11 protein-coding genes are annotated in these 10809 nt (G+C 62.6%); 6 read left to right on the forward strand and 5 right to left on the reverse strand.

Annotated features, from left to right (window positions below; all coding sequences use genetic code 11):
• The first annotated feature begins 8 nt into the window (after positions 1-8).
• The 3 genes from NKH57_RS20405 (at position 9) to NKH57_RS20415 (ending at position 3119) form a co-directional block, all read left to right on the forward strand.
• Positions 9-1679: a nitrite/sulfite reductase gene (locus NKH57_RS20405; RefSeq protein WP_352725078.1), complete on the forward strand. Its 1671-nt coding sequence runs from the start codon at positions 9-11 to the stop codon at positions 1677-1679.
• Positions 1654-2418, forward strand: a complete 765-nt coding sequence (locus tag NKH57_RS20410; RefSeq protein ID WP_352946648.1) for a phosphoadenylyl-sulfate reductase — start codon at positions 1654-1656, stop codon at positions 2416-2418. Before NKH57_RS20405 ends, NKH57_RS20410 begins: the two co-directional genes overlap by 26 nt.
• Positions 2419-2585: 167 nt before the next feature.
• A complete protein-coding gene (locus NKH57_RS20415) occupies positions 2586-3119 on the forward strand; it encodes a DUF934 domain-containing protein (RefSeq protein WP_023760763.1) in 534 nt (177 codons plus the stop codon).
• A gap of 23 nt (positions 3120-3142) precedes the next feature.
• On the opposite strand, the gene NKH57_RS20420 is transcribed toward NKH57_RS20415, so the two are convergent.
• Positions 3143-3415: a hypothetical protein gene (locus tag NKH57_RS20420; RefSeq protein WP_023760762.1), complete on the reverse strand. Its 273-nt coding sequence runs from the start codon at positions 3413-3415 to the stop codon at positions 3143-3145.
• Between the two features lie 114 nt (positions 3416-3529).
• Here NKH57_RS20420 and NKH57_RS20425 point away from each other — a divergent pair, with 114 nt between their 5' ends.
• Entirely contained in the window at positions 3530-4150 is a 621-nt protein-coding gene (locus NKH57_RS20425) for a DJ-1/PfpI family protein (RefSeq protein WP_136618515.1), read from the forward strand.
• Positions 4151-4281: 131 nt separating this feature from the next.
• Here the strand turns inward: NKH57_RS20425 and NKH57_RS20430 are convergent, their stop codons facing one another.
• Together NKH57_RS20430 and NKH57_RS20435 are read right to left on the reverse strand one after the other, a co-directional pair.
• Positions 4282-5304, reverse strand: coding sequence for a fatty acid desaturase (locus tag NKH57_RS20430; protein WP_352599417.1), 1023 nt, complete (start codon positions 5302-5304; stop codon positions 4282-4284).
• Positions 5305-5490: 186 nt separating this feature from the next.
• Positions 5491-5691: a hypothetical protein gene (locus NKH57_RS20435; RefSeq protein WP_352599419.1), complete on the reverse strand. Its 201-nt coding sequence runs from the start codon at positions 5689-5691 to the stop codon at positions 5491-5493.
• A 237-nt stretch (positions 5692-5928) separates the two neighbouring features.
• On the opposite strand from NKH57_RS20435, the gene grpE reads away from it, so the two are divergent.
• Positions 5929-6564, forward strand: a complete 636-nt coding sequence (gene grpE, locus NKH57_RS20440; protein ID WP_023760758.1) for a nucleotide exchange factor GrpE — start codon at positions 5929-5931, stop codon at positions 6562-6564.
• Positions 6565-6680: 116 nt separating this feature from the next.
• Entirely contained in the window at positions 6681-7313 is a 633-nt protein-coding gene (locus NKH57_RS20445) for a trimeric intracellular cation channel family protein (protein WP_023760757.1), read from the forward strand.
• A gap of 113 nt (positions 7314-7426) precedes the next feature.
• Here the strand turns inward: NKH57_RS20445 and olsB are convergent, their stop codons facing one another.
• Positions 7427-8302, reverse strand: coding sequence for a l-ornithine N(alpha)-acyltransferase (olsB, locus tag NKH57_RS20450; protein ID WP_023760756.1), 876 nt, complete (start codon positions 8300-8302; stop codon positions 7427-7429).
• 181 nt (positions 8303-8483) lie between these two features.
• Entirely contained in the window at positions 8484-10673 is a 2190-nt protein-coding gene (locus NKH57_RS20455) for an ATP-binding protein (RefSeq protein ID WP_352946653.1), read from the reverse strand.
• Positions 10674-10809 lie beyond the last annotated feature (136 nt).

A 10809-nucleotide genomic window follows, 5' to 3' on the forward strand; every position in this document is an offset into this window, starting at 1 on the left:
GACGAAGCATGTACCGTTACGATGAGTTCGACCACGATTTTGTGCAGGCCCGCGTCGCCGAGTTCAGCGACCAGGTTCAGCGCCGCCTTGCCGGCGAGATCACCGAGGACCAGTTCCGGCCGCTCAGGCTGATGAACGGCGTCTATCTTCAGCTGCACGCCTATATGCTGCGCATCGCGGTGCCCTATGGCACGCTGAACGGCAAGCAGTTGCGTATGCTCGGCCACATCGCTCGCAAATACGACAAGGGCTACGGCCATTTCACCACGCGCCAGAACATCCAGTTCAACTGGCCGGCGCTGTCGGACATTCCGGCCATCCTGGCCGATCTTGCAAGCGTCGAGATGCATGCCATCCAGACCAGCGGCAATTGCATTCGCAATGTCACCGCCGACCATTTCGCCGGCGCCGCGGCCGACGAGGTCGCCGATCCGCGCCCCTATGCGGAGATACTGCGCCAGTGGTCTTCGGTGCATCCGGAATTCTCGTTCCTGCCGCGCAAGTTCAAGATCGCGGTGACCGGGGCCGAGCGCGACCGCGCCGCCATCCAGACCCACGACATCGGCCTGCACCTGAAGAAAAACGCCGCCGGCGAACTCGGTTTCGCCGTCTATATCGGCGGCGGTCAGGGCCGCACGCCGATGGTCGCCCGGAAGATCCGCGACTTCCTGCCGGAAGCCGACCTTCTGTCCTACTGCACGGCGATCCTGCGCGTTTACAACCTCTATGGCCGCCGCGACAACAAGTACAAGGCGCGCATCAAGATCCTCGTCCACGAGACCGGCGTCGAGGAAATCACCCGCCAGGTCGAGGCCGAGTGGCGGGAGTTGAGGGATGCCGACCTGAAGCTGCCGGAAGCCGATATCCGCGCCATCCAAGCCTATTTCGCGCCGCCGGCGCTCACCGACCGGCCGGAAGGCGACCAGGCGGTCAAGCTGGCGCGACTGGATTCCAAGGGGTTCTCGGAGTGGCTCGACCAGAATGTCGTGACGCACCGCCATCCCGACTACGCGGCGGTGACGATCTCGCTCAAGGGTATCGGCGAGGTGCCCGGCGACGCTTCGGACAGCCAGATGGAAGCGGTCGCCGACATCGCCGAAAAATATGCTTTCGACGAACTGCGTGTCAGCCATGAGCAGAATCTGATCCTGCCGCATGTGGCACGCGCCGACCTCAAGGCGGTCTATGATGCGCTGGTCGGCATTGGCCTGGCGACGGCCAATTCCAACCTGATATCGGACATCATCGCTTGCCCTGGCCTCGACTATTGTGCGCTGGCCACGGCGCGCTCGATCCCGATCGCACAGGAAATCTCGCGCCGCTTCGCTTCGTTGGAGCGACAGCGCGAGATCGGCGAACTGAAACTGAAGATCTCCGGCTGCATCAATGCCTGCGGTCATCACCATGTCGGCCACATCGGCATCCTCGGCGTCGAGAAGAAGGGGTCCGAGCTCTACCAGGTTACGCTGGGCGGCTCTGCCGATGAGAACACCTCGGTCGGCGAGATCATCGGCCGCGGCTTCTCGTCGGAAGAAATCACCGACGCCATCGAGCAGATCGTCGAGACGTATCTCGGCCTGCGGCTAGACCCACAAGAGAAATTCATCGACGCCTACCGCCGTGTCGGTCCCGCGCCGTTCAAGGAGGCGCTTTATGCTGGCGAAGCCAAGGCCGCTTGACCGCATAGTCGACGTCGACGATGGCGCCGCCGCCAAGGCGGCGGGACTCGATGCGCTTTACGGTCACCTGAACCCGCTCGAGATCATCGAACGCTCGGCCCGCGACCTGTTTCACGACGAGATCGCTGCGGTGTCGTCGTTCGGCGCGGATTCGGCTGTGCTGCTGCACATGATCGCCAAGATCGATCGGGCGTTGCCTGTCATCTTCCTCGACACCGGCAAGCATTTCGAGGAAACGCTCGGCTATCGCGACGCGCTTGCCGCCGATTTCGGGCTGACCAATATAAGGGTGATCAAGCCCGAGGAAGCGGCGCTCGAACGGATCGATCCGACGGGCAATCTGCATCAGAGCAACACCGATGCCTGCTGCGACGTACGCAAGGTCGAGCCGCTGGCGCGTGGCGTTGCACCTTTCCGCGCCTGGTTCACCGGCCGCAAGCGCTTCCAGGCCGCGACACGGGCAGCGCTTCCGGTGTTCGAGGCCGTCGGTCCGCGCATCCGTATCAACCCGCTGGCGCACTGGACGACATCGGACCAGGCCGACTATATGCGCGCGCATGCGCTGCGCGAAAATCCGCTGGTTGCTTATGGCTATCTGTCGATCGGCTGCTTTCCATGCACGCAGCCGGTGCAGCCGGGCGAGGACGCGCGCAGCGGCCGCTGGGCTGGCCATGCCAAGACCGAGTGCGGCATTCACCTGTCGGGGCTGGAAGTGTCGCTGACCGACGCATCGCTTTAGGGTATGTTGATATTCAGGTAAGACCGGCCTGCAAAAGGCGGTTTCCTGCGCTTCCGGTGCTCACGTACTTCAAGTACGCTCCGCTCCGGTTCTCGGAAGCCGCCATTTCGGCATCGCCTGACCTGAACTCAACGCACCTTAAGCTTCCTTGAATCTTAGGAATTTTGATGACTGAACCGACGACACCGGAGATCCGGCTCTGGACCCCTGAGGGTTTTCGCGAGGATGAGTGGGCTCATGCCGAAAACGCGGACGCGCTTTCCGGCAATGGCCGCTTCATCCTGCCGCTGCAGGCGTTTCTCGATCTCGAGCCGGAGGTGCGCCGCTCGGCCAAGGAACGGCTCGGCGTCGTGCTGCAGCCGGGCGATCAACTCGAGAAGATCGCCGACCTGCTCGACCAACTCTCTCTGGTGGCACTGGCCTTCCCGGCCTTCAGCGATGGCCGCTCGTTCTCCAAGGGCGAGTTGCTGCGCAGCCGTTATGGTTTCGAAGGCGCTGTGCGGGCCACCGGGCAGGTGCTGGTCGACCAGTTGCCGCATATGCTGCGACTCGGCTTCGATGAGTTCGAAATTTCGAATCCGGTGCTGTTGAAGCGGCTGGAGGAGGGCCGCACCGGCGGGTTGGGGCTTTACTACCAGCCAGCCGCCGTGCCGGAGCCGAAGGGGTCGAAATATTCCTGGCGGCGCGCTCGCAACAGCTGACGCAACGGCAATTCCCGACGTCTTTACATCGGCTCCGATCGGGCTTCTCTGCGACTATCCGTACGGAAATATCCGCCGGGTGCGAGGAGGAGAGCATGGTTTTCGACTATGTCATTGCCGGCGGCGGTTCCGCCTGATCCGTGCCCGGCAGGCGTCATTGCGCTGTTGCCGGGCCGGCCATCGCCGAAAAGGCGGCGGATATGATCAAGGCGGCTGCCTGAAATTCTGGTCGAACCAACAATGCCGTTTTCGCTTTCTGCGAACGGTACTGCGGCGATGCTGATCACGATAGACATCAACTGGTCTTACCAATTGTGCGATTTACGCTTTCCCTTCCGCCGTCCTGACCTTAGGATAGGACCATTATTTCGTGATCCGAAATAAACATGGCCACAAGGGAGGAACCGGGAATGGCTGGCAAGAAGATACTGATGCTCGTTGGCGAGTTCAGCGAGGAATATGAGATTTTCGTGTTTGAACAGGCAATGCATGCGGTTGGCCATACGGTCCATGTCGTCTGTCCGGACAAGAAGGCGGGCGACATATTGAAAACGTCGCTGCACGACTTCGAGGGCCACCAGACCTACACCGAAAAGCTCGGCCACGATTACATTCTCAACAAGACGTTCTCCGAGGTGGACCCAGCCGGATACGATGCCGTCTATGCGGCGGGTGGGCGTGGCCCGGAATACATCCGCATCGACAAGCGGGTGCAGGCGCTGGTGCGGCATTTCCACGAGGCCGGCAAGCCGATCTTCACCATCTGCCATGGCGTGCAGATACTGATCGCTGTCGACGGTGTGGTGCGGGGCCGGGAAGTTGCCGCGCTGCATTATTGCGAGCCGGAAGTGACGCTCGCTGGCGGTATCTATATCGATGTCGCGCCGACCGGCGCCCATGTCGACGGCAATCTCGTTTCGGCCAAGGGTTGGCCGGGCCTCTCCAACTTCATCCGCGAATGCCTGAAGGTGCTGGGCACGGAGATCCGCCATGGCGAGATACTGATGCGCGACGAGCGCCAGGCGGCCTGATCCGGAATTTCTAAGGCTGCCGCGCGAACAGCGCGGCGGTCGTTCTATTTTTTGTTTTGGCGCAATTCCCCGGGGAAAGTGGCAATGCGCTTTTCCCGGGAAAACCCGTTTCACACTTTTCCCGGAATTGCTTAGGCCGCCGCCCGTGCCTCGTGGAACGACACCAGTTTCCGGCGATTCTCGTCCCACAGCGCCAGTTTGACGCATTGCAGGCTTTCGAGCAGCGTGACGCGGCCGATGCCGCGCAGTTCCGGATAATCCCGCAGCACTTCCTGCAGCCGGTAGCACGGAACCTTGGCCGAGAGGTGGTGGACGTGATGGACGCCGATATTGCCGGTTAACCAGTTCAGCACCGGCGGCAGATCGTAGTAGGATGAGCCATGCAGGGCGGCGTGCTGGAATTCCCAGTCGGCGTCCTTTGCCCATTCCGTTTCCTCGAATTGATGCTGGACGTAGAACAGCCAGATGCCCGCCGAACCGGCGAGGATGACGATCGGCAGATGGACCACCAGGAACGCGCCAGGGCCGACGAACCAGATGAGGAGGGCTGCAGCAATCGCGATGCCAAGATTGGTGGTCATCGACGACACCCAAGGCGTCAGGCCGCCTCGCATCATGCCGACAGGCAGCCTCTGCTCGAAGATGAACAGCCAGATCGGCCCGAGCCCGAACATCACCAGCGGGTGGCGATAGAGACGATAGGCAAGGCGGCCTCGCCATGACATCTGCCGGTATTCGGCAACGGTGAGCGTCCTGATGTCGCCCATGCCGCGTTCGTCAAGATTGCCGGCGGTGGCATGGTGCGTCGCGTGAGCGCGCCGCCAGCAGTCGTAGGGCGTCAGCGTCAGAATGCCGAGCGCGCGGCCGATCCAGTCGTCCGCATAGCGATTGGCAAAGAAGGAGCCGTGACCGCAATCGTGCTGGATCATGAAGATGCGCACCAGAAACCCGGCCGCGGGAAGGATCAGCATCAGACCCCACCAATGGCCATAGGCGTAGGACGCCGAGGACAGTCCCCAGAGAATGGCGAATGGAATGAGTGTGATGGCGAGTTCGACAGCGCTGCGCCGCCTGTCAGGCTTCTTGTAGCGAGCGAGAATTTTCAGCCAGGCGCGCTTGCTGTTAGCGACCGCCTCAGGGGAAATCATGTTCATCACGAAGCATAGGCGGGGTGCCTCCCCGCCGCAAGCAAAGATCACGCGAAATTACTGCGCGTAATTGTCGCGTGGCCTGTCGGTCGAGCAACCGCAGCTCACCCGCTTGATGGTTCTCCCTCCGAGTGGCGGGCTCTCAAGATCATTCGGGGACCCCGAGGTTTGCTGCTAAGATTGGCGGTCGCGTTACCGCCGGCGCCGGCCGACGTCACTTTTCTCCGCTCCATCGAGGCGGTCGAGCAGTTTTCTGAATCGGTCAGGGATATCGCCCTCGGTGCGGAAGGCGGGCAAGGTGCGCATAAAGCGGTTGACCGCCTCGGCGCCAAACTGGCGTCTGACCTCGGCGGCGAGCCGTTCCGTCTTTTCGGCCTTTTTGCGGGTCGTCATCTCAAAATCCTATGTCGGCTTCGAAACTCCTCCAGCAAGAGAATGGTTCCAGCATCACGCATTTGTGGCAAGCAATGCCAGCGCTTAGGGTAAAATTTGAATTAAGATCGAAATGTCATGGGTCATTGTGCGGGCTTGGCCGACGACGTCCACAATTGCTTACCCCTTGATTTTTGGCCGCCAAACCTCGATATCGGGCTCAAAATCCATATCATTCGAGATTGACGGGAAATGGCGATGAGCGACCAGGCAAAAGACGAACGCGCGCCCGATGAAGTCGAGGCGACCGAGGCCAATGCCGAGCGCACGGAAGGCAGCATCGACGGCGACTATGAAGCCCTTGTGCGGCTGCTGAAGGAAAATGAAGAATTGAAGGACCGCGCACTGCGCGTGGCGGCCGAAATGGAAAACCTGCGTCGACGCACGGCGCGCGACGTGCACGATGCGCGCACGTATGCGGTTGCGAATTTCGCCCGCGACATGCTGTCGGTCTCTGACAATCTGCGCCGTGCGCTGGACGCGATTCCGGCCGAGGCCAAGGCCTCGGGTGACGCCGGCTTCAAGGCGTTGATCGAAGGCGTCGACTTGACCGAGCGCGCCATGCTGTCGGCGCTGGAACGGCACGGGGTCAAGAAGCTCGCCCCTGAAGGCGAGAAGTTCGATCCCAATTTCCATCAGGCGATGTTTGAAGTGCCCAATCCGGATGTTCCGGCCAACACCGTGGTCCAGGTCGTGCAGCCGGGCTATTCGATCGGCGAGCGGGTTCTGCGCCCGGCCATGGTCGGCGTCGCCAAGGGCGGTCCGAAGTTTGCCGCCGCTGAAGCGCCGGTCGAGCCGGGACCGGTGAACGAGCAGGCTGAGAAAGACGCCTGAACGGACAAGCGAATAGGGAGTAGCGAGTAGCGAATAGGAAATACGCAAGAGTTGCTGCGCGGCTTCGTGCTATTCGCTACTCGCTATTCGCTACTCACTCTTTCATTGTTCGCTTCATGAACCCCATCGCGCTTCTCGACTATGCCGGTGTCGCCGTCTTCGCCGCGACCGGGGCACTTGCGGCTTCGCGCAAACAACTCGACATCATCGGTTTCCTGTTCCTGGCCAGCGTCACCGGGATAGGCGGCGGCACGCTTCGCGACGTCATCCTCAACCTGCCGGTTTTCTGGGTCGCCAACTCCAGCTATGTGCTGATCTGCGCCGTGGTTGCCGCGCTGGTCTTCTTCGGCGCGCATCGCGTCGAATCGCGCTGGAAATGGCTGCTCTGGCTCGACGCCATCGGGCTCGCCGCCTTTTCGGTGATGGGCGCCGCCAAGGGACTGGCGATTACCGGTTCGCCGGTCGTCTCCGTCATCACCGGCGTGCTCACAGCCACCTCCGGCGGCATTCTGCGCGATCTCCTGGCTGGCGAGCCATCGGTGCTGCTCAGGCCCGAAATCTACGTCACAGCAGCCCTTGCCGGTGCCGGCCTCTATACACTTGGCGATCTTGCCGGGCTGCCGCCGCTCACTTCGGACCTCGCCGGTTTTGCTGCGGCGTTCCTTGTGCGTGGCGGCGCGCTCAAATTCGGCTGGTCGTTTCCGTCCTACAAGAGCCGACCCGGCCGGCGCCCGGAAGATATTCCGTGAAGGAGCGAATAGCGAATAGGGAGTAGCGAATAGGGATAGCAGCCCGCAGGATTGCGGCGTAGTTCTCGCTATTCGCTATTCGCTATTCGCTATTCGCTATTCGCTATTCGCTATCACGCCGCGAAGCGCTGGGCTTCCCCGCCATAATAGTTGACGTAGCGGGCGCCGATTTCCTTGACCGGCATCACGACGAAGACGTCGACCGTCGAGAATTCGCGGTCGATGACGCAGCCATCGCCGATGCGGGCGCCAACGCGCAGGTAGCCCTTGACCAAGGGCGGCATCGCCGCGATCGCAGCCTTGGTGTTGACCGCCTCGATCGGCATCAGGTCCATCGAGCAGTAGCGCCCGGACACCGCGCGCACATCCCAGGCCGAATTCGTTCGGCAATGGTGGGCGAGGTAGGTGAGTGCCTCGGCATGCGCCGCCGGCACCGTGCCGTGGAAGGAAGCACAACCGGTCATCACACCGATTTCGTAGTGGTTGATGTAAGCCCAGATGCCTTGCCACAATGCCTCGATAGTGCGCTTTGAGCGGTATTCCGGCAAAACGCAGGAGCGGCCGAGTTCGAGAAAACGCTGGCCGGGGTGACGGGCGATGAGCTTGGTCAGCTCGAATTCACCTTCCGAATAGAACCCTCCGGCGGTGGCCGCGATTTCTTGCCGCAGCAGCCGATAGGTGCCGACGATGCGGCGATGTTCGGGGCCGGAAAGCGTGGTGTCCAAAACCAGCAGATGGTCGCAGAGCGGGTCGAACCGGTCGGCATCACGGCGGTCATGGGTCTGGAACAGGTCTTTTCTGGCGCCAAGTTCGTCGTAGAACACCCGGTAGCGCACTTCCTGCGCGGCCGCGATCTCGGCTTCGTTGCGAGCGAGTCGCACTTCGAGATTACCTATACGGCCCAGTGCTGCGCCCTTCATGACGCAATCGGCATTACGTCCGGCAAGCAGCGCGCTGCTGGCGTTCGGCCGAGTGTCACATTCCGGCATAACTGTATGCACGAGTGATTCTCCTTCGAGCCATCCCTCTTGGCACGGGGATACGGTGTAGGTGCAACAGGATTGTGACAGTACCGTGATGCGGCCTTGCGGGCAATACTTCGTCGGCTGGCGAATGCGATCAACCGACTGCGTTACCTGAGCGCGTGGCGCGGATTGGACGGTGAAAAACTCAGGCTGCGACGACCTGTCCCTCGACGGCATTGACCAACGCCTCAGGGTCGAGCGGCTTGGTGACAAAGCCGCTGGCGCCATGAGCCAACACCGCATGGCGGGTCTTTTCCTGGCTGTCGGCCGACAGTACCATGATCGGCACCGGCGACATTGCGGTTTCTTCCTCATGGCGGCGGATGGCGGCAATCGCGTCCAGTCCGTCCATGACCGGCATGTGCAGGTCCATCAGAACCACGTCGAAGCGGTGGTTGTGCCCGGCGCCCGTGACAGCCTCGACGGCGGCCTTGCCATTGCCGACCACTTTGACGCGATGCCCGGCTTTCAACAGCGTGGCGCGGGCCAGCATGGCGTTGATGTCATTGTCCTCGGCGATCAGCACCGACAGGCCCCTCTGTCGGTTGCTGACGGTGCGAAGTGTCGGCTCGCCACGCTTTTCCAGCTGCGGCTGGGTGAGGCTTGGGGCATGGCTGCTCAACAGCACCCGCAGAAGCGTTCCGCCACGCACCGGCCTGGCCAGGAAAGTTGCGTAGCCGCTGGCGCGGAACTCGCCGAGCATGCCGCGGTCGGTCGGCGCGATCAGCGTGATGGCCTCGCAGTGGGAAAAACCGCTCAAGCGCAGGCGCTTGAGCAGCCTTCCGTCGCTTTCTTCCATGGCCGCATCGACCAGAAGCGCATCGCAGCCGGCGGCGAAGGGTGCGGCCTGCGCGGCGGTGGTGGCGAGGTCGACCGCGCCGCCATTGGCGCGGATGGTGCGGGCGATGGCATCAGCCTCGACAGCGTTTTTCGAAAGGATCACCGCGCGCCTGCCCGAAAGCGCGTTTTGGCGGCCCTGCTGTGCCTCGGTGGCTGCTATCGCCGGGATCTCGAAGACGAACTCGGATCCCTGGCCGATCCGGCTGGACACCGAGATCGTGCCGCCCATGGCGGCCACTAGGCGTTTGGAGATGGCAAGGCCAAGACCGGCCCCGCCATGCGCACGCGTCGACGTGCCGTCGGCTTGCTCGAACTCCTCGAAAATGCGGTCCAGATCCTCATCGTGCAGGCCCGGACCGGTATCGGCGATGGTGAAGCAAATGCGGTCGGTGGTTTCGGTGCGCACACGCGCAACGCTCACCAACACGCCGCCGCTGTCGGTAAACTTGATGGCGTTGCCGATAAGGTTGAGCAGCACCTGCCTGACCCTGCCCGGATCGGCAGTGATCAACTGCGGCACGTCGGGTTCGACATAGCAGCCCAGCCCGATATCCTTGGCGAAGGCGCGCGCGGCCAGCAATTCGATGATGTTGTCGGCGATCTCGCGCACCGACATCGGCTGCGGCTCCGGGTCGAAGCGCCCGGCTTCGATCTTGGAGTAGTCGAGAAGATCCTCGATCAGGGCAAGCAATGCGCTGGCTGAGGTCGAGACGGCGCCGACATAGGTCTGCTGCTCCGGCGACAGGCTGGTGTCCGCCAGCAGCCTGGCCATGCCCATGATGCCGTTCATCGGCGTGCGAATTTCATGGCTGACGGTGGCGAGGAAGCGCGATTTGGCCTGGCTGGCGTATTCGGCCCGTTCGCGTGCGGTGATCAGCGAGGATTCGGCGCGTTTGCGGGCGGTGATGTCGCGGGCGATGGCGCGATGCGAAACGGCGCCGCTGTCCTTGTCGCGCACCGATAGTTCGATCCACGAAAACCAACGCGGGCCGCTGGGCGTATTGATGGCGACATCGGTGGAACTCAGGCATTCATGATCGGAAAAGGCGGCATCAGGGACGATGCCGACCTCGATGCCGAGTTCCGCCAGGGTCTTGCCTGCAAGGTCGCGCTGATCGGTTTCGACGAGATCGGCGAAGACCCTATTGGCATAGACGATGTAGCCGTCGCGGTTGCGATGAATGACGAGGTCGCCGAGCGCATCGATCAGGCCGCGAAAGCGCTCATCGCTCTCCTGCATTTCCCACATGCGATCGGCCAGCGTCTCGATCTCGGCGCGGCTGCGGGCGGTGGTTTCGTCAAGAAGGGCAGCGGTGCGGTGTTCGCTCCGCATCGAGTGCAGATGCAAGCCAATGCCGGCAAGGCCGGTTGCCAGCAATGCGACGCTGATGAAGATTGGTGCTCCGGTCAGATGCGCCAGGCCTGCCAGCACGATGATGGCGACGAAGGCCAGGAGCGGAAGCCCCTCGCGTCTGGCGGGCCCCGGCTCAGGCATCAGCGGTGGGGGGGGGGGGCCCCCCCCCCCCCCCCCCGCGGGGGCCGCGCCGGGGGGGGGTGGGGGGGGGGGCGGGGGGGGGGGGGGGGGGGCGGGTGGGGGAGTCGTGGCGGCGGGGGGTGTTTTATAATTTGGT

The organism is Mesorhizobium sp. M1050 (assembly GCF_040318715.1).
Lineage (GTDB): Bacteria > Pseudomonadota > Alphaproteobacteria > Rhizobiales > Rhizobiaceae > Mesorhizobium.

Coding starts and splice junctions, on each gene's coding strand:
- NKH57_RS20455 (WP_352946653.1), bottom strand. CDS start 10,673: ATGCCTGAGCCGGGGCCCGCCAGACGCGAGGGGCTTCCGCTCCTGGCC.
- grpE (WP_023760758.1), top strand. CDS start 5,929: ATGAGCGACCAGGCAAAAGACGAACGCGCGCCCGATGAAGTCGAGGCG.
- olsB (WP_023760756.1), bottom strand. CDS start 8,302: ATGCCGGAATGTGACACTCGGCCGAACGCCAGCAGCGCGCTGCTTGCC.
- NKH57_RS20445 (WP_023760757.1), top strand. CDS start 6,681: ATGAACCCCATCGCGCTTCTCGACTATGCCGGTGTCGCCGTCTTCGCC.
- NKH57_RS20405 (WP_352725078.1), top strand. CDS start 9: ATGTACCGTTACGATGAGTTCGACCACGATTTTGTGCAGGCCCGCGTC.
- NKH57_RS20435 (WP_352599419.1), bottom strand. CDS start 5,691: ATGACGACCCGCAAAAAGGCCGAAAAGACGGAACGGCTCGCCGCCGAG.
- NKH57_RS20425 (WP_136618515.1), top strand. CDS start 3,530: ATGGCTGGCAAGAAGATACTGATGCTCGTTGGCGAGTTCAGCGAGGAA.
- NKH57_RS20420 (WP_023760762.1), bottom strand. CDS start 3,415: ATGTCTATCGTGATCAGCATCGCCGCAGTACCGTTCGCAGAAAGCGAA.
- NKH57_RS20410 (WP_352946648.1), top strand. CDS start 1,654: ATGCTGGCGAAGCCAAGGCCGCTTGACCGCATAGTCGACGTCGACGAT.
- NKH57_RS20430 (WP_352599417.1), bottom strand. CDS start 5,304: ATGAACATGATTTCCCCTGAGGCGGTCGCTAACAGCAAGCGCGCCTGG.
- NKH57_RS20415 (WP_023760763.1), top strand. CDS start 2,586: ATGACTGAACCGACGACACCGGAGATCCGGCTCTGGACCCCTGAGGGT.